Origin of the sequence: Enterococcus sp. C46 (assembly GCF_040887565.1) — a bacterium.
GTDB classification, from domain to species: Bacteria; Bacillota; Bacilli; order Lactobacillales; family Enterococcaceae; genus Enterococcus_B; species Enterococcus_B lactis.
In genome coordinates this window covers 370,499-387,454 of sequence record NZ_JBFOGA010000001.1, presented here as the reverse complement: position 1 = coordinate 387,454, position 16,956 = coordinate 370,499, and the positions used below count along the sequence as shown (strand labels likewise).

At 37.0% G+C, this 16,956-nt stretch carries 16 protein-coding genes; 8 read left to right on the top strand and 8 right to left on the bottom strand.

Annotated elements, in window-relative coordinates:
• The first annotated feature begins 102 nt into the window (after positions 1 to 102).
• From AB3I27_RS01920 to AB3I27_RS01895, 6 genes are all read left to right on the top strand, one after another.
• Positions 103 to 1,266 (top strand): LCP family protein, encoded by a 1,164-nt coding sequence (locus AB3I27_RS01920; RefSeq protein ID WP_002313776.1) that lies wholly within the window; start codon positions 103 to 105, stop codon positions 1,264 to 1,266.
• 118 nt (positions 1,267 to 1,384) lie between these two features.
• Positions 1,385 to 1,795: a VOC family protein gene (locus AB3I27_RS01915; protein ID WP_104760142.1), complete on the top strand. Its 411-nt coding sequence runs from the start codon at positions 1,385 to 1,387 to the stop codon at positions 1,793 to 1,795.
• Between the two features lie 174 nt (positions 1,796 to 1,969).
• On the top strand, positions 1,970 to 4,198 hold the full coding sequence (gene topB, locus AB3I27_RS01910; RefSeq protein WP_002329190.1) for a type IA DNA topoisomerase: 2,229 nt from the start codon (positions 1,970 to 1,972) through the stop codon (positions 4,196 to 4,198).
• Between the two features lie 171 nt (positions 4,199 to 4,369).
• Positions 4,370 to 4,654: a hypothetical protein gene (locus tag AB3I27_RS01905; RefSeq protein WP_002313773.1), complete on the top strand. Its 285-nt coding sequence runs from the start codon at positions 4,370 to 4,372 to the stop codon at positions 4,652 to 4,654.
• 169 nt (positions 4,655 to 4,823) lie between these two features.
• Positions 4,824 to 5,060 carry an AbrB/MazE/SpoVT family DNA-binding domain-containing protein gene (locus tag AB3I27_RS01900; RefSeq protein ID WP_002309281.1) on the top strand — a complete coding sequence of 79 codons (237 nt, stop codon included), beginning with the start codon at positions 4,824 to 4,826 and terminating at the stop codon, positions 5,058 to 5,060.
• Positions 5,057 to 5,455, top strand: coding sequence for a type II toxin-antitoxin system death-on-curing family toxin (locus tag AB3I27_RS01895; RefSeq protein WP_002329191.1), 399 nt, complete (start codon positions 5,057 to 5,059; stop codon positions 5,453 to 5,455). The genes AB3I27_RS01900 and AB3I27_RS01895 overlap by 4 nt, the downstream gene beginning before the upstream one ends.
• Positions 5,456 to 6,115: 660 nt before the next feature.
• Here AB3I27_RS01895 and AB3I27_RS01890 read toward each other — a convergent pair.
• From AB3I27_RS01890 to AB3I27_RS01870, 5 genes are all read right to left on the bottom strand, one after another.
• A complete protein-coding gene (locus AB3I27_RS01890; RefSeq protein ID WP_002309279.1) occupies positions 6,116 to 7,060 on the bottom strand; it encodes an L-lactate dehydrogenase in 945 nt (314 codons plus the stop codon).
• A gap of 123 nt (positions 7,061 to 7,183) precedes the next feature.
• Positions 7,184 to 7,426, bottom strand: a complete 243-nt coding sequence (locus AB3I27_RS01885; RefSeq protein ID WP_002309278.1) for a hypothetical protein — start codon at positions 7,424 to 7,426, stop codon at positions 7,184 to 7,186.
• A 25-nt stretch (positions 7,427 to 7,451) separates the two neighbouring features.
• Positions 7,452 to 7,784 carry a hypothetical protein gene (locus AB3I27_RS01880; RefSeq protein ID WP_002309277.1) on the bottom strand — a complete coding sequence of 111 codons (333 nt, stop codon included), beginning with the start codon at positions 7,782 to 7,784 and terminating at the stop codon, positions 7,452 to 7,454.
• A gap of 70 nt (positions 7,785 to 7,854) precedes the next feature.
• On the bottom strand, positions 7,855 to 8,097 hold the full coding sequence (locus AB3I27_RS01875) for a hypothetical protein (RefSeq protein WP_002345094.1): 243 nt from the start codon (positions 8,095 to 8,097) through the stop codon (positions 7,855 to 7,857).
• 564 nt (positions 8,098 to 8,661) lie between these two features.
• Entirely contained in the window at positions 8,662 to 9,606 is a 945-nt protein-coding gene (locus AB3I27_RS01870) for an AraC family transcriptional regulator (RefSeq protein WP_025477050.1), read from the bottom strand.
• A gap of 220 nt (positions 9,607 to 9,826) precedes the next feature.
• On the opposite strand from AB3I27_RS01870, the gene AB3I27_RS01865 reads away from it, so the two are divergent.
• Complete coding sequence (locus tag AB3I27_RS01865) at positions 9,827 to 11,041, top strand: MFS transporter (RefSeq protein WP_174131771.1); 1,215 nt, start codon at positions 9,827 to 9,829, stop codon at positions 11,039 to 11,041.
• Between the two features lie 21 nt (positions 11,042 to 11,062).
• Positions 11,063 to 13,078: a family 78 glycoside hydrolase catalytic domain gene (locus tag AB3I27_RS01860; protein ID WP_104760144.1), complete on the top strand. Its 2,016-nt coding sequence runs from the start codon at positions 11,063 to 11,065 to the stop codon at positions 13,076 to 13,078.
• An 82-nt stretch (positions 13,079 to 13,160) separates the two neighbouring features.
• Here the strand turns inward: AB3I27_RS01860 and AB3I27_RS01855 are convergent, their stop codons facing one another.
• Genes AB3I27_RS01855 through AB3I27_RS01845 form a run of 3 tightly spaced genes read right to left on the bottom strand, consistent with a single transcriptional unit; the run spans position 13,161 to position 16,861 of the window.
• Positions 13,161 to 14,534 (bottom strand): PTS ascorbate transporter subunit IIC, encoded by a 1,374-nt coding sequence (locus AB3I27_RS01855; protein WP_002313768.1) that lies wholly within the window; start codon positions 14,532 to 14,534, stop codon positions 13,161 to 13,163.
• Between the two features lie 25 nt (positions 14,535 to 14,559).
• Positions 14,560 to 14,844: a PTS sugar transporter subunit IIB gene (locus AB3I27_RS01850; RefSeq protein WP_002309270.1), complete on the bottom strand. Its 285-nt coding sequence runs from the start codon at positions 14,842 to 14,844 to the stop codon at positions 14,560 to 14,562.
• A gap of 1 nt (position 14,845) precedes the next feature.
• Positions 14,846 to 16,861, bottom strand: a complete 2,016-nt coding sequence (locus tag AB3I27_RS01845; protein ID WP_002309269.1) for a PTS sugar transporter subunit IIA — start codon at positions 16,859 to 16,861, stop codon at positions 14,846 to 14,848.
• Positions 16,862 to 16,956 lie beyond the last annotated feature (95 nt).

Sequence of the window (16,956 nt, the reverse complement as noted above, 5' to 3'; positions counted from 1 at the left end):
ATTTATTTCGTTATTTTTTATTAAATTATCAAAAAATGATAGGCTTTTGTCGATTGGTTATCGTATCCTTTATTTATCAGTAAGAAACGAGGAGGAACCACAATGAGTCGGATGGATCGCTATAAGGACATCCATAAGAAGGCGAAACCTCTGAAGCGGGATACGGGGAGTATTTTTGCTAGAAGAGAACGAAAACGAACGCGTATGGAAAATGAGGAAGATGCTACCCGTATTTATGAAAGAGAGCAGCACTCATTTGAACATTTGAACCAACACGAACAACAGATATATAGAGATGCACCAAGAACAGAAGAACAACAAAAAAATAAAAAATTTTTCAATCGGCAAAAGAAGAACAAACCGTTGAAATCTCGAAGAAAGCGATCGTGGAAAAAAATCATTCTATCGATTTTGCTTGTTTTGATCCTTTATTCAGGTATCTCATTTTTTATTGGTAAATATGTAGCTGAACATGACACAAGCTTAGAGGCAGCGACTTCAGAAACCTTTCATGGGCAAAAAGCGACAAATGGTGCGCATAATATTTTGATTCTTGGGAGTGATACACGCGGAGAAGATGCTGGACGAGCTGATACGATCATGGTCTTACAGTTGGATGGTCCTTCCCATAAGCCGAAACTGATTTCTTTTATGCGTGACAGCTTCGTTACGATCCCAGGGGTAGGACAAAATAAGATCAATTCAGCTTATGCATACGGAGGAGCCGATCTAGTGCGTCAAACTTTAGTAGAAAATTTTGGAATCAATTGTCAATACTATGCGAAAGTCGATTTCAAATCGTTTGAAAAAGTGATCGATGCCTTGTTCATGAACGGAGTGAAGATCGATGCAGAAAAAGATCTGAATCTGGATGGTGTAGATATTAAAAAAGGGGTCCAGAAGATGGATGGACATGTTCTTTTGCAGTACGCACGTTTCCGAATGGATGAAGAAGGAGACTTTGGCCGTGTCAGACGCCAACAGCAAGTAATGAACGCTATTTTCAGCCAATTGAAGAATCCATTGAATCTGATTCGTGCACCTTATGCAGCTGGTAAAGCTTTAGGGTATACATCCACAGATGTCACTGCTTGGTTCTTGACGAAAAACCTCTTTTCGATTGCACGAGGAGCTGGTGGCATTGATCGAATAAGTGTGCCAGTAGACGGTTCGTGGAATTATGGGCAAAGTGATTATGCTGGTAGCATTCTTGAAATTGATAATCAAATGAATCAATCAGCTATTACAGATTTTTTGAATAAATGATCATAAAAAAGATTAAGAAGAAGTTGCGACAAGGCTTTTGTCATGAATCAATCAAACGATTCACTCGTAAAAAACGCTTTCTTATAATAGATTATAACCAAGAAAGGAGCTGTTTACATTGGATATCTATCTGAACTTCAAAAATGAGTCTCGTGAAGCCATCGCTTTTTATGAAAAAGTTTTTGAGACTGAAGCATCAGGTATCACCACATACGGTGAAATGCCTGGAATAGAACAAATGAACTTGCCAGAAGAAGCAAAAAATCTAATCACGAATGCACGGTTGAACATTTATGATACATTAGTTATGTTTGCAGATATGCCAGAAAGAATTGGTCCTGAATTAGTTGTTGGAAATAATGTTTCTTTAGTCATCCAAACAAGAAATGAAGAAGAAACGAAGCGTCTATTTGAAAGCTTAGCTGAAGGTGGTAAGATTGAGATGCCGCTGGATGCTGTTCCGTGGGCTCAGTTGTATGGGATGGTTACTGATCGATTTGGCATCAATTGGCAGATTAACCAAGAGTGACAGCTAAAGATGAATATTTTCTAGAAACATCAAGCAGCAAACGGAACATCGTTTGCTTGCTTGATGTTTTTTGTGCCTATTTCGACTATACGGTATCTTTTTTTTATTGCCAGATGCGAAAATATGTTCCATAATAGAGAAGTCCGCAAAAAATCAAGTAACGGAGGTCAGAAGATGAAGACGGTGATACTAGCTGAAAAACCTTCACAAGCAAAAGCCTATGCCGAAACCTTCCAACAGCGAAAGCGGCATGAAGGGTATTATGAAATCAGCGATCCATTGTTTGCTGGTGAAGTAACCATCACTTATGGTTTTGGACATCTGGTAGATATGGTTGCCCCAGGAGCTTATGAAGAGCGTTGGGCAAAATGGTCTTTAGAAAATTTGCCTATTTTCCCAGAAACCTTCCGTTACGAAGTTCCAAGGGACAAACGTGCACAATTTTCGATTGTAAAGCGAGAGTTACAGTCAGCCAATACCATCATTATTGCAACAGATGGTGATAGAGAAGGTGAAGCCATCGCGTGGTCGATTATTCGTCAAGCAAACGCCTTTTCTAAAGAAAAGAACTATTTACGTTTATGGATCAATTCTCTTGAAAAAGAAGCAATATATGAAGGTTTTAAGAATCTCCAACCTGGAAAGAACTATTTTCCAAAATATAAAGAAGCGCAAGCAAGGCAGAATGCTGATTGGCTGATTGGAATGAACGGAAGCCCATTATATAGCTTACTGCTTCAACGAAAAGGGATTGATGGTAGTTTTTCTCTTGGTCGTGTACAAACGCCGACACTTTACATGATTTATCAGCTGCAAGAAGAAATCAAACACTTCAAAAAAGAAACGTACTTTGAAGGAGAAGGTTTAATTACGACAAACAAAGGACAGTTTTCAGGAAAAATCGTACCAAAAAAAGCATTTAAAACACAAGAAGAGTTAACAAAGGAAATAGAGAGACTCGGAGCGCATTTAGGTAAGCAAAACGGACGGATTCTTGAAGTTACGAAAAAGGAAAAGAGGTTGCATAGCCCACGTTTATTTTCGCTATCTAGTTTGCAGACAAAGATGAATCAGCTAATGAAAGCAAGTGCTAAAGCCACACTTGATGCTGCTCAAGGATTGTATGAAAGCAAATTTCTAAGCTATCCAAGAACGGATTCCTTTTATATCACAGAAAATGAGCATCAGTATCTGGTTAAACATCTGCAAAACTATAAAAAGTTTTTAGGAATAGAAGAAGTACAGACAACTGAGATCAGAGCAAAGAAACGGTATGTCGATGCGAAAAAAGTTCAAGAACATCACGCAATCATTCCGACAAAGACGATTCCGACTCCTGCACGCTTTGCGAAGCTATCTAAATTACAGCAAGCAATCTATTTGCAAGTCTTACGTACCACTGTGGCTATGTTTGCCGCAGATTATATTTATGAAGAGACGACTGTCACGACGGGTGTACAGCAATTAAAGCTAAAAAGCACCGGAAAGATCCCATTACAGCAAGGGTGGCAGGAAATCTTGCGCATCAAGTCAAAAAAGAAAGAAGCTCAGACGCTTCCTCCTATCGTAGAAAATGAAGAAGCAGAAGTAGAGCTGAAAAGTATGGAGAAAGAAACACAACCTCCGAAACCCTATACCGAAGGAACCTTGATCACAGCAATGAAAACTGCGGGAAAAACGCTGGATAATGATGAAGCGCAAGAAATCCTCAAAGAAGTAGAAGGAATAGGGACCGAAGCTACACGGGCCAATATCATTGAAAATCTTAAGCAGAAACATTACATCGAAGTCAATAAAAACGAAATAATCGTTACGCCAAAAGGAATCACTCTTTGTAAGGCAGTAGCTAATGAACCATTGCTGACAAGTGCAGAAATGACTGCACGCTGGGAAGGATACTTGAGAAAAATTGGTAACCAAGAAGGGACGCCATCTGTTTTTTTAGAAAACATCAAAAAATTCATCTTACATTTATTGGCAGAAGTACCTAATCAAATCGATAAGGTAGATTTCTCAGATGAAATCAGCGGAACACGCCAGATAAAAGCGATGGAGAAGAAAAACGATCAATTAGGAAGATGTCCAAAATGTAAAAAAGGGATAGTCATGCTTTATCCTAAAATCGCTACATGTTTGAACCCGGAATGCGACTTCAAATTGTGGCCAACAGTAGCTAAAAAGAAGTTGACTAAAACAAATCTCAGAGATTTGCTTTCAAAAGGAAAGACAAGTAAAGTGGTCAAAGGTTTTACTGGTAAAAAAGGAAAATTCGATGCAGTTTTAGTATTAAAAGAAGATATGACGATCGGTTTTTCTTTTCCATGGATCGAAAACAGCGGAACAAAAGCAGTTGATGGAAACAAAGAAACATCAAGAAAAAATAATGAAAACGAAGTAGAGTAAATGAAAACAATGAAATAGCAGAATATTTATTCCGAAAAGTGAGAATATAAATACCAATAAAACCAAAAAAATACCAGTCAATCAAGCAAAAATGTTGGGGTAGGCTGATTTTATATAGATAGCAAGGAGTTTTTTTATTTGAAAAAAGTGCATTCATTTTTAAATTATCTTATGGGAGCAATCACGATTGTGGCTGTGTACCAAGCATTTCTCAAGTATCCTGATTACGGGACGAAGTTGCTGTCATTGACGCACAATCAAACAGCATATTCACCAACGCTGATTTTATCGACTTTGACTGCAGGAGCTAAAAGCGCTACTTATTTTTTTCATAAAACGACAAGCATGTTGAAGCGAAAGAAACAGCGTAAACAATTGTTGATGGTGGTAGGGGCTATGATCATTATTTATTTCCTACCAGTTATTACACAAGTATTCCATCAATATTTTGGTTAAAAATACGAGAGTTTGTGACAAAAGTCATGTCACAAACTCTTTTAACTTTTTTCTTTTTCGTTTTTCCGTAAGAAAAAGTAAATCAATAGTATATACATTGATTAAATGTATATACTTAGATATAATGTACTTACTATAGAATGATATAGAATATAGAGGGTGGCGAAATATGAAAAAAATGAAAAAGTATAAAATTAGAAAATCCGGCAATAGCGATGTAACAACTATCCCACCAGAAGTAAAAGAATTCATGGGTGTGCAGACGGGTGACGCAATCAGTTATGTTTTTCAATCTGATGGTTCTGTACGAATGATCAAAGCACAAGAAGAACCTGATATTGATTTATTAGTTGATTCGATCATGAATCAATATGAAGACGCGTTAAAAGATTTGGTTGATTTATGAGGTATCTTTCGACTAAAGAAATTATCAAAATCAACGCAAAAGTTATTTTACGTTACTCACCAGGCGAAATGATTGGTATAAAAGATGCCAATGCATTAGATATGGCAGTTAAACAGCCTTCACAAGCAGTATTTAATCAAGAACTCTATCCCGAAGTCTATGAAAAAGCGGCAATTTTAGCAATTAATTTAGCTAAAAAACATCCTTTTCATAATGGTAATAAACGAACTGCTCTTGTTGCCATGCTGTTGTTTCTTCAATTGAATAATTGTTCAGTTGCTTTTTCTCGTCAAGAAGCTGTTGATTTTATTATAATGATTACCACTAGTTCATTGGATTTCGATTCACTGAAGTCCAAGATAACCAATTATTTACGACAAACCGCAATAAAATGAACGAATTAAAAAAATTTATTTCTCCATTCGATCAGCATGTCATTAAAGAATATGCTGATTTTTTGTATGGTTGTTCATACAAAATAGTTTTTTCATAAAAATATGGATTAATTTTGAAATAATTGATTTAAAAGGAATACAAAAGTGTGAAGAGTAGGAAATAGTGGTTTAGAACTAGTGGATTGATTTTTTATATATTTTAGTTTACATAATATATATTATACGAAGTAGATTTAAAAAATAATAAACCTCTCTCGAACGGTTTTTTATCAAAAATCGTCATTTTTCCATCAAAATCTACTTGTGCAAAATTATAAAAAAATTTTGTAGTTTTTCTTCTTTTTTAACGTTTAATTAAATGATAAAAACCATTTTCTTTATACAGTTAATCCAGATTACGACTCACTGTATTTATGTTTGCCATCACTGAAGGATTTTTAATCACATAGATAAATCATTTACTTAAGTTTTAGTTGTCACTGATATCGATTCGATTATTTAATCAGCAGATTACATTTCATACGTATGGATCATTTTCGACCGAATCGATTATAATCATTCCGTTTATTTGCTTACCTATAGATATCAATAAAAAAACTGCTTAACAGCTGAAATATCTGTTAAGCAGTTTTTGACTTTTTAGTTCTTACTCATTATTTCTTATAATACAGTGTTCAATACTTCTCTTAAAGCACTTGTTGATTTGCTGAACATTGCTTTTTCTTCTTCGTTGATGGATAATTCAACAACTTCACGAACACCATTTTCGTCAACGATTGATGGCACACCTGTAAAGATATCTTTTTCGTTGTATTCACCAGTTAAGTAAGCAGATACAGGCAATACAGCTTGTTCGTTATTCAAGATAGCTTTTACGATACGTGCAGTACTCATACCAATACCATAATAAGTTGCTTTTTTACGATCAATGATCTCATAAGCAGCATTACGAACTTTATCAGCAATTACATCTAATTCGTCTTTTGCGATACGATGATCTTTTTCTACGATTTCAAAAACTGGTTTACCACCAACAGTTGTATGTGACCATGCAGCAACTTCTGAATCACCATGTTCACCTAAGATATAGCCGTGAACGCTACGTGGGTCTACTTTTAATTTCAATGCGATTTCTTTACGGAAACGAGTTGTATCCAATGTTGTACCAGTACCGATAACACGTGATGTTGGCAGGCCTGATTCGTTCCAAGCGATATATGTCAAAATATCTACTGGATTTGAAGCAACAACGATAATTCCGTCGAATCCTGATCCCATGATTTCTTTGACGATTTGGCGCATGATTGACGCATTTGTCTTAACTAAATCTAAACGAGATTGACCAGGTTTTTGGTTGATACCAGCTGTGACAACAACGATATCTGCATCTTTGCATTCTTCATAACCGCCTGACCATACAGCAACGTTTTCATCGCCCCAAGCCATACCATCTAAAAGATCCAGTGCTTCCCCTTCTGCTTTTTCTTGGTTCACATCGATCAAGACTAATTCATTAGAGATTCCTTGGTTGATCATTGCATAAGCGATACTTGTTCCAACAAAACCTGTACCGACGATTACTACTTTACGACTTGTTTTTTTCATGAATAAACAGCTCCTTTTTCATAACTATTTGTTACTTTCATGGAAATTATAGTCTTGTTTATTCATTTTATCAATATGTTAATTATAATAGCTGTTATTATAATTTTTGATGGAAACGAATTCCTAAATACGTACAACAGATAACTGATAAACGATTACACCCATGTACCCTGCCAACACAACTAAAAGTACTAACGCTATCACTAATGGAGCTACTTTAGCTCCACCTTTATCAAAGCTATACTTTTTCCTTGTACGCTTTAGAACTGAAAATAAAACCAAGCCAAAAATAATTAACCATAATAAAAAGCCAATCGCACCTAAAATCAATATCCCTTCATTTACGATTGCAATCCCTATATCCATTTGCTCTGCTCCCTCATTGTCACATCTAAAGTTTTGTTTTGTTATAAACGTTTTTCTTTACTTTGTCCGTATCAGTCAATCCTTTTTCATAATTTTCTTGGATCGTTTTCTTTTGTATTTTATAGGATGCAGCTAACTGTCTTTTAAATCGGCGTTTGTTTTTTCGTATACTGGTGCCTTTTAGATATTCATAGAACTGTTTGACGATAAAAATGAACAGATAGACGGCAAAAAAAGTGGATAATCCGTATCGGATGAGATACATAGCAACGAAGGTGGCAAAAATACCAGTTCCTTCATTTTGTGCTAAGACAGCAAATTCGCTTAAAAAAGTTATGATAAATGCAAAATTTCCCATGCTTCACCTCATTGTAAATAGTAAATAATTGCCGTATCATCCTTTGATTTCTTTAAAGAGATAGAAAATATCACTTACGATAGTTTTTATATTGCTGCTGCTTCTGAAAACCCTTATTACTAGGTGCTTTACTCTTCGTACTTGAACTTGCGGACATCTTTTTGCTCAACAAAACAGTTAATAGAATCACGAAAAAAAGAGCACCTAATAATACAAAACGATACTTAGACAAATACATAGCGAACGCAGAAAATAAATCAGTTTGTCCAACAACGCTGTAAGCAGCTAAACCACTCAACCAAGCCTTTACCATTTTCATCTCCTCCTCCCTTCTTCAATCACATTATCTAAAGGATACAATAAAAGAAGTTTAAAAAAGGAACTGCTTTTTCTTATTTATGAAAAAACTGTTCCTTCTATATGTTTATTGGAAGATAAGAAATGAGTACACTAGTATCGGATATACCTTATGATATGTACCAAACAAAAGCCTATCTGTCTGACTAACCTATTGAAATGAGTGAATATTATTAAGAATAAGTCCAATGGTTCATCTTGGATAAAGTATGTCTTTTTGAGTGTCCTCTATTTTTTTCTGCCACGTATCCAATTAATAATGGATTCCCATCTCTGGACGCTAATCTTCCAAATTAGAAAGATCAGCGTATCTATCATCACTGTATGCTTACTAGTGAGTATTTATCAAATGAAGAGAAGGCACAAGTGGAAACAGCCACTACTAAAACATCTATTTATAGCAACTTATCTCCTATATAGTGCCATCAACTTTTTCCTGCTTCTCTTGATTGAGTTTAGTTAATACGCGGGTAAGACTTTGAATAGTCTTATCTGTTTTTTACATGTCAGACTGTTCTTCTTATCGGGGGTTTCTCCATTCATTGGGCGTACATGTTGAATACTTTTTGAATAATTTGAATAAAGAAGTGGTTTGTTTATATCCGATGCGATTAGCAATCTCTTCCAACGAAAAACTCGTTTCTTGAATCAATTCCAATGCAAAGTCAAATTTTTTTTGTAGAACCAATTCTTGAAAAGAAGCATCAAAATACATTTTCAATTTATTACTAAGGTAGACCGGATTGTAGCCAAAATGAGCCGCTGTTTCTTTTAACGTACAAGAAGTAAAATGCTTATCGATATAATCCAATATACCAAGCATCTCGTTTTCTGCGTATCCATCTGCTGACGAAAAGGTTTGCTGTTCTAATAAATGAGTCAATTCGATTAGTAGTAGTGATATATATAGGTTTAGTGAACGGATTTTATGACTGTATGTATCAAAATAAATCAACAGCATATTTTCAATCAAATGCGTCAAACGACTCGCTTTTCCGCCATGAAAATGAATGAATTGCGTATGTTCTCCCTTTTCTTTTGCTGCATTGATCAAAAAAGAAGAAAGCAGATTATTGGTGCTTGCCAAATGGTTCAATATTTCTGTAGATAAGGTCTCTTCCTTTAATAAGATGTTGATTAAAATATCCTCTTGCCCTGTGTATTCAATTCTTTGAGTAGCTTCTTTATCAATGATTACCACGTCACTTTCTTCCATATCCACCCTTTCCCCATTGATGACCTGTGAACATCTTCCGCTATACATATAATTGATCTCAACAAAATCATGTGTATGCTCAGGAACTTCCGCATATCGACGGTGTTTACTGATATGAATATTTCCGTTTTGAAATAAATCTCCTCGGTGGATTTTTGGTGGTGTCTGAAGATGATAAGCTAAGTTTAAGTCATTGACATTCTTTCCTTGTTCACGCTGCAGAGTTTCGATTGATTCTTCATTACGCAAAAAAGTGTCTAATTCAGCTAGTTCCAATTGACTTCCTCCTTCTTGTAAGCAGTTTCTTTCGCTTATTAGTTTACGCTGTACTGCAATTATATGCAAAGCTATTTTGGGTTTCACAAAGACTTTCTATGGTTGGGACATGAATTTCCTGTGGTTCCGCTATTGAGTGAAGAGCTACTTCATACTATATTTTTGATAAGCGCTTACAAAAAGTGAAAGGAATATGTGTATGAATAAAAAAATGATGAAATTTTCTCTACTGTCAGTCTCTCTTATTTTGACTTCTGCTGGTGCGGTCACATCAGCGATTCCCAGTATGTCAGCTACTTATGCCACGCGTTCTTTATCTGCTGTTGAATTATTAACGACTGCTCCATCTTTTATGGTCACTATTTTCGTTTTGTTTAGTAGTTTTATTGCTAGGAGAATCGGACAAAAACAGACTGTGATCATCGGGTTAGTGATTGCATCGATTTGTGGTGTCCTCCCCCTCTTCTCGCAAAGTTACAGTATCGTCTTAGCTTCACGAGCTGGGCTAGGCATTGGCTTCGGATTGATCAATTCTTTGGCAGTCAGCATGATTGCTGCCTTTTATCACGGAGATGAACGTGCATCTATGATTGGTTTTCAAAGTGCATTTCAGGGATTTGGTGCAGCTCTAATGACATTTGTTGCAGGACAACTAGTACAGTTCGGCTGGCAATATACTTTTTTAGTCTGCGCCATCAGCTTACCTATTTTAATCTTGTTTGTTTTGTTTGTTCCTAGACCTGAAACAACTAAGATTCAAGTACAAGGCACAGCTTCAGCAAGACAAGTAATCAAAACAAATCCCCAAATGATTAGTTATGGTATTTTTCTCTTACTGATCATCGTGATATATAACGCTGTCTCAATCAAATTAGCCACAGTCTTGACGACCTATTCTCTAGGAGACGAAACCAATGCAGCGAATATCTTGACCATCATGCAGTTGGCAAGTATGGCCGCCGGAGTTTGTTTTGGCTGGCTTCAGGCAAAAGCATATCGTTATATGCTTACTCTTTCTTTACTACTGATGGGTATTGGCTTTGTATTGATTGCCAGTGCCATGAATCTGTATGTGATTGGATTTGGCGCGATTTTAACTGGGATTTCTTTTTCGTTATTCATTCCTTATTTATTCAACCAAGTGAGCATCCAAGCGCCTAAGCATGCGGAGAATTTCAATACCTCGATCTTACTAGTTGGCGCTAATTTAGGCACTTTCATTGCACCATATGGTTTGCTTTTCCTCTCTTTTGTTTCTCTTGGAAGTAAGACACTTGCTGTTTTCGTTAATGGCAGTATCTTGCTGTTGATTAGCGCGCTTGTTAGCGTTCTAGTGGTATACAGGACGAATAGAAAGTCAGTAATAAGAGTAGATGAAGAAATAAAAGAACAATTGACAACAAAATAATTTTGATGGAGGTCGCGCAAAATGACAAATGAAAAATCACAAAATAGATGGCTTTGGTATCCTGGAGACTTTGAGATCCGCCATGGACTGCTACAAAATTTCCAACGAGAAGAACGAGGTTTCGACTGGCCGGCGTACTGGTACATGGATGATTGTCATCGGAACGTCAAGTTTAAGAGATATTACTTTCTTGATCATCCTTCCATGTTCAAAGTGACGATCCAAGGAGTTGGGTACGTAGAAATTAATGGGGAAAAGCATCCATCTGGAAAATGGCTGACTTGTCCGGCTGGCAAAGTAAAAATCCGGATCTTCGTTGGACATACATCTGGGCTACCAGCGATGTTTATCGAGGGAGATGAAATAAAATCAGATATCGGCTGGACAGCAAGCAACTTTATTGAAGAATACCCAGCTGGTTGGAGTCCACTCTATGTCGATATCGCTAAAGATCCAAATCAAATCTATTATCAAAAAGAATGTGTCCATCCAGTTACTGAAAGGGAAGTTAATGGAGGAGTCTTATTCGATTTTGGACGAGCAGTGAATGGCTGTGTAGAACTAATGTCTCTGGACGATCCTATCGAATCCATCACTCTATGTTATGGAGAGTCCGATGTAGAAGCTATGGATATCGAGTATTGTTACTATAAACAAATTGGAATGACAAGAAAAATGAAAGCTCGTAAACGCGCTTTTCGCTATTTGTTTATACCAGAGGTTTCTACTGGAATGGTTCAACTTCAAGTTTTTCATGAATTTTTATCTCTTTCGAAACAAGCTACTTTTTCAAGCGATTCTTCTTTATTGGATCAGATCTGGTCAGTATCAGAAGAAACTTTCAAGTTATGTAGTGATTTGTTTTTTATCGACGGTATCAAACGAAATCGCTGGATTTGGTCTGGAGATGCGTATCAATCATTCATGATCAATCAATATCTTTTCTTTGACGAGGAAATCAATAAGCGAACGATATTCGCATTAAGAGGACAAAATGAAATCAAGCAACATATGAATACGATTGTCGACTATTCGATCTTATGGCTGATTGGCATCGAAAACCACTATATGATGACGAAAGACCGCGAATTTTTACGCATTGTCTATCCTAAGATGCAATCCTTGATGAGGTACTTGATGGAACAAACGAATGAATTAGGGTTTATTTATGGAAGAGAAAAAGATTGGATCTTTATTGATTGGTCTGAAATGGATAAAGAAGGAACGCTTGCTGCAGAACAAGTCCTATTACTGAAAGCCTACCACTCTATGATCACTTGCGGAGATATCTTAGCTGAAACATATGGAGAGGCTGAAATTTATCCTACTGATCTCTATCAAGAAAAATATCAGGTATTGAAACAAAACCTATTTGACTACTTTTGGGATGAAGAACTTGGCGCTTTTATCGATTGCTATGAATCTGGGAAAAGAAATGTGACGCGTCATGCGAATATTTTCGCTGTTTTATTCGATTTTGCTAACAAAGAACAACAGCAATCGATTTTAAAGAATGTCTTATTGAATGATACTATCACACAGATCACTACCCCCTATTTTAAATTCTATGAACAAGATGCCTTATGCAAACTCGGACAGACGGAAATCGTCTACCAAACGATTCTTGATTATTGGGGAGGGATGTTATCTCATGATGCGGTAACTTTCTGGGAAGAATACGACCCTACTCAAACAGGAAATGAAAAGTACAGTATGTACGGAGATCCTTATGGAAAAAGCTTATGCCACGCATGGGGAGCAAGCCCAATCTATCTTTTAGGACACTATTTTATCGGTTTGTATCCAACAAAGCCAGGTTATGAAGAATTTATGATACAACCTAATCTAGATTCATTTGAAACACTGAATTGTACGCTACCTATCAAAGATGGAATGATTTCGCTGGAAAAAACAGAAGATAAGATCGTGATTACTTCTGATAGAACAGGCGGAACAGTGAAAATGAATGGTAAAAGTTATCCTCTTCTAGCAAAACAGCCACTTGTCTTAACAAGCCATTCAATAATAAATGCATAAAACAAAAAACTGCTTGCGACATATCAGAAAACATTCGATCGTCTTCTGATATTGTCCAAGCAGTTTTTATTTTGAAACTTGCTTAATTCTGTTCTTTAGAAACAATGTTTGTTCTTTTTCCGGCAAAAAGAAAGCTAGATAATACGACAAGTAAAAAGAAAGCGATGATTCCGACTGTCAATGCCATTTGACCGTATTCTCCTAGTTTCCCAAGTACAAGTCCTGGTACTAGATAATCAGTATCGGCAAATGTAGAAGAAGCGATTTTAAGATCTCCTAATACCGGAAGGATAAATAATGGCAACCAACTAATCAATAAGCTATTGAAAGCAGAACCTAATACCGCCCCTCTTCTACCGCCAGTCGAGTTGCCGAAAACACCAGAAGCAGCTCCGCAGAAGAAATGGCCAACTACTCCAGGGATGATAACTGTAGTCTGTAAGCCTATCATGGCAAACATCGATAGTGTTCCTACAAAGAAGCTGACAAAAAAGCCAATCAATACAGCATTAGGTGCATATGGAAAAACGATAGGGACATCTAACGCTGGTTTAGAATCAGGTACAAGTTTTTTAGCGATTCCTTGGAATGCTGGAACGATTTCTGCCAACACCATCCGAACCCCTTGAAGGACGATAACAAACCCTGCTGTAAATGTTCCAGCTTGGATCAATGCAAAGATTACAGCATTATCTCCATTGCTTAATTCTCTTTCAACAAATCCAGGACCTGCTAATAAGGCAAGTGCGACATATACGATTGACATCAAGAGCATGATCGATACAGTAGAATCTCGCAAAAAACTGAAACTTTTAGGAATCTTTATGTCCTCCGTAGAGCGGTCTTTATTTCCAAAGAACTTACCGATCCACCCGCTAGACGCGTAACCGATATTGCCGGTATGTCCTAGCGCAACTTGGTTGTTCCCAGTAATGTTTTTCATGAATGGTTGACAAAGTGCGGGCGTAATAGTTAATAGTGTTCCTTCAAAAATCCCTCCTAATAAGATCATCCACACGTTTGCAGTAAATCCAGCGCTTACTAAAATGACTGCTGTCAGACAAGAAACATAAAGCATCGCTTGACCTGTAAGAAAAATAAATTTATATCTTGTGAATCGAGCAAGTAGAATATTCACGATCATCCCTACTAGCATGATCAAGGCAGTAGGTGTCCCGAATTGTTGTAAAGCAATCGCCACTACTGCTTCATTACTTGGAACTACACCTTGGGTATGCAGAGCCGTTTGGAACATCGAAGCGAAAGGGGTTAATGAATTACTGATCAGCCCAGCACCGCCAATCAATACTAAGAACCCGACAAATGTTTTAATGGTTCCTTGGATCACTTCTGAAAATTTCTTTTTTTGCAGAACAAGCCCAAGCAGTGCAATCAGAGAAACGAGGATGGAGGGCTGACTGACGATTGAAACAAACAAATTCAACAATTTATCCATTGATATTTCCTCCCTTGAATCATTTTTATTCTTTTGACAAAATCTGTTCTACTTTTTCTTTTACTTCATCACTATCGATGATCGATTGCAACGGCACAAGTTTTTCATCCGGTATAGAAGTAAGTGTATCTTTCAAAGAATGTTCAATGAAGAAATAATCCGCCATATCGCTAGATACACTCCCAACATCCGTATGACTTACTTCGAAATCGTCCACATCTGCTCCAAGATCTGCAAGAGCTTGTTTGATGTTCATCTCTACCATAAAACTTGTTCCTAATCCACTTTGACACACTGCAAAAATTTTCATGTTATTCGTCTCCCTTTTTTATGATTGCTAGTATTTCTTCTTTTGTTGAGGCTTGTAATAGCTGTTGAAGATTTTGTTTATTAGAAAGCAGCTTGGTTAAATTTGCCAACGCTCGAAGATGTGCCTCGTTATCGATAGCGGCTAAACAGATAAATAAGCTGATGGGGTGAGCAGGATCATCGATTAGATCAACTGGTTGTTGAAGTTTCAGCAAAGACATCCCTACTTCGTTTACGCCGTCTTCCGGACGAGCATGCGGCAGTGCGATGTGGTCGCCGATGTGGATAAACGCACCATACTGCTCCACACGTTCAATCATCGCTTTGATATAACTCTTCTCTATTTTGTTCTTTAATAATAGTGGCTGTGCGGCAAGTGTGATTGCTTCTTGCCATTTTTTTGGTTGATCGGATAATTGGATCATTTCTTCTGTTAATAATTCAGATAGCATAGGACGTTGATCCTCCTTCTTTTCTAAAAGTTTGTTCATTTTACGATTTAAGACTTGATAGAGCTTTTCTTCATCTACACCTTCTTTTAATTCGATATATGGAAGTAGCGCAGCTAGCAATTCTTGAGCAGAAGGCATGGAGAATCCTGGTATCAGCCAATCTCTTTGTACTTGATTGATCAGCTGGTTTTTTTCCAAGTCAGTCATGATTGGTTGTAGGACATACAGTGACTTTTTCTTATTCGTAAGCGTGAGAGGCACAGTAGAAAAAACAATATCGTAAGAAGTTTCATCAACCTCGTGCAAGCGATCAGCTGAATTGGTCTCTGTAAAAAGGATCATCGGGAATAATTGCTGAAGTTCGCTTTTTAAGATCAATGAAGAGCTAATGCCACTTGGACAGACGATCACGGCTCTTATTTTTCTGTTTCTTTCTTCTTCATCTACTTTTCTTATTTCTCCGCCGAATAGTATAGTGAAAAAACCAACCTCTTCTTCAGGGATGCTCTTCCCTATCCGTTTTTCTAACGGACGCAATGCTTTTCTTGTCATTTCATAGATGGTAGCATATTGATGTTTGATTTGATCAATCATCACATTAGGCAAGTAAAAAGAATAAGAAATACGAAAATAGGCAGGTACCAAGTGATAAAAGACATTCATCAATAATTCACGAAATGAATCAAATTCTATGGCCATCAGGAATTCCATGCGATGGATGACTTCTGAAGAACATTCCAGCAAAAAATCAAGCGCAGGCTCCTGGATATCTCCTTCAACAATGGAGGCTAAGCAAAGAGAGAAAAATAGAATCTCTGACTCTAGATGTTCGGAATAGCCTAAGCCAGTCAATACATGTCGACTGATGTCATTGATTGCAAGAGAAGCTAAAAGTTCAGCATCTTTTACCTTTTCTACAGATATTTTCCCCATTCGATTAGTGGTCAAACTTAAATAATACGCTAACTCATCCATTCGATTGGGTGCAAAGCGTAGATCTGATAGAGAGATTGTGTTATCTAACAAATCTCTAGCTTTTGCATAACAATCAAGAGAAAGCATTGCGTTTAAATACGTGAGACCAAATCTTCCAGCAAGCGATTGCATTAAACGAGCGGTGCGATTTTTTGCTTCCTTTCTCAATATTACTTCTGCCCCCAGTAGCCTAAAGCCTGCTTTTCTAGTATATGTCAGCTGACATTCTTCCCCTTCTAATTCCTTTCTTACTTTTTTGATATCCGATAGGACTGTTCCTTTAGAAACCTGAAGAAAGTCTTGAAAATGAAATACAGAAATAGGTATGGTATTCGAATAGACCATCAAATAAAGAAGATCTCTACGCTCTTGTTCGGTGTACACCGCTTCAAAGCGAGTGATATTCACGTATTTTTCTGCCCAGTCGATCGCTCGAAATTTTTTCAGACGGATATGGGTCTCATCCATATATTCGGCAAAGGGAGCTAGTTGGTTAATTGCCTCGTCTATATTTACTTCGATGATCTCGGCTGCTTTTTCTAGACTGATTTCTCTGGGTGTTTTCAGGAGATAACTAATTTTGTAATTCACAGCGCTGTTCACCTCCTATTTGTATTCTAGTATGATACCGCTTTTAAAGCGAGGATTGTTTGGTACAACTTACAGTTAGATTTTTTTTACGACTG

What these genes read in the sequence shown, in the direction of transcription:
- AB3I27_RS01860 (WP_104760144.1), top strand. Translation starts at nt 11,063, where the DNA reads ATGACAAATGAAAAATCACAAAATAGATGGCTTTGGTATCCTGGAGAC.
- AB3I27_RS01850 (WP_002309270.1), bottom strand. Translation starts at nt 14,844, where the DNA reads ATGAAAATTTTTGCAGTGTGTCAAAGTGGATTAGGAACAAGTTTTATG.
- AB3I27_RS01920 (WP_002313776.1), top strand. Translation starts at nt 103, where the DNA reads ATGAGTCGGATGGATCGCTATAAGGACATCCATAAGAAGGCGAAACCT.
- AB3I27_RS01880 (WP_002309277.1), bottom strand. Translation starts at nt 7,784, where the DNA reads ATGGGAAATTTTGCATTTATCATAACTTTTTTAAGCGAATTTGCTGTC.
- AB3I27_RS01895 (WP_002329191.1), top strand. Translation starts at nt 5,057, where the DNA reads ATGAGGTATCTTTCGACTAAAGAAATTATCAAAATCAACGCAAAAGTT.
- AB3I27_RS01875 (WP_002345094.1), bottom strand. Translation starts at nt 8,097, where the DNA reads ATGGTAAAGGCTTGGTTGAGTGGTTTAGCTGCTTACAGCGTTGTTGGA.
- AB3I27_RS01885 (WP_002309278.1), bottom strand. Translation starts at nt 7,426, where the DNA reads ATGGATATAGGGATTGCAATCGTAAATGAAGGGATATTGATTTTAGGT.
- AB3I27_RS01865 (WP_174131771.1), top strand. Translation starts at nt 9,827, where the DNA reads ATGTGTATGAATAAAAAAATGATGAAATTTTCTCTACTGTCAGTCTCT.
- AB3I27_RS01905 (WP_002313773.1), top strand. Translation starts at nt 4,370, where the DNA reads ATGGGAGCAATCACGATTGTGGCTGTGTACCAAGCATTTCTCAAGTAT.
- AB3I27_RS01890 (WP_002309279.1), bottom strand. Translation starts at nt 7,060, where the DNA reads ATGAAAAAAACAAGTCGTAAAGTAGTAATCGTCGGTACAGGTTTTGTT.
- AB3I27_RS01855 (WP_002313768.1), bottom strand. Translation starts at nt 14,534, where the DNA reads ATGGATAAATTGTTGAATTTGTTTGTTTCAATCGTCAGTCAGCCCTCC.
- topB (WP_002329190.1), top strand. Translation starts at nt 1,970, where the DNA reads ATGAAGACGGTGATACTAGCTGAAAAACCTTCACAAGCAAAAGCCTAT.
- AB3I27_RS01900 (WP_002309281.1), top strand. Translation starts at nt 4,824, where the DNA reads ATGAAAAAAATGAAAAAGTATAAAATTAGAAAATCCGGCAATAGCGAT.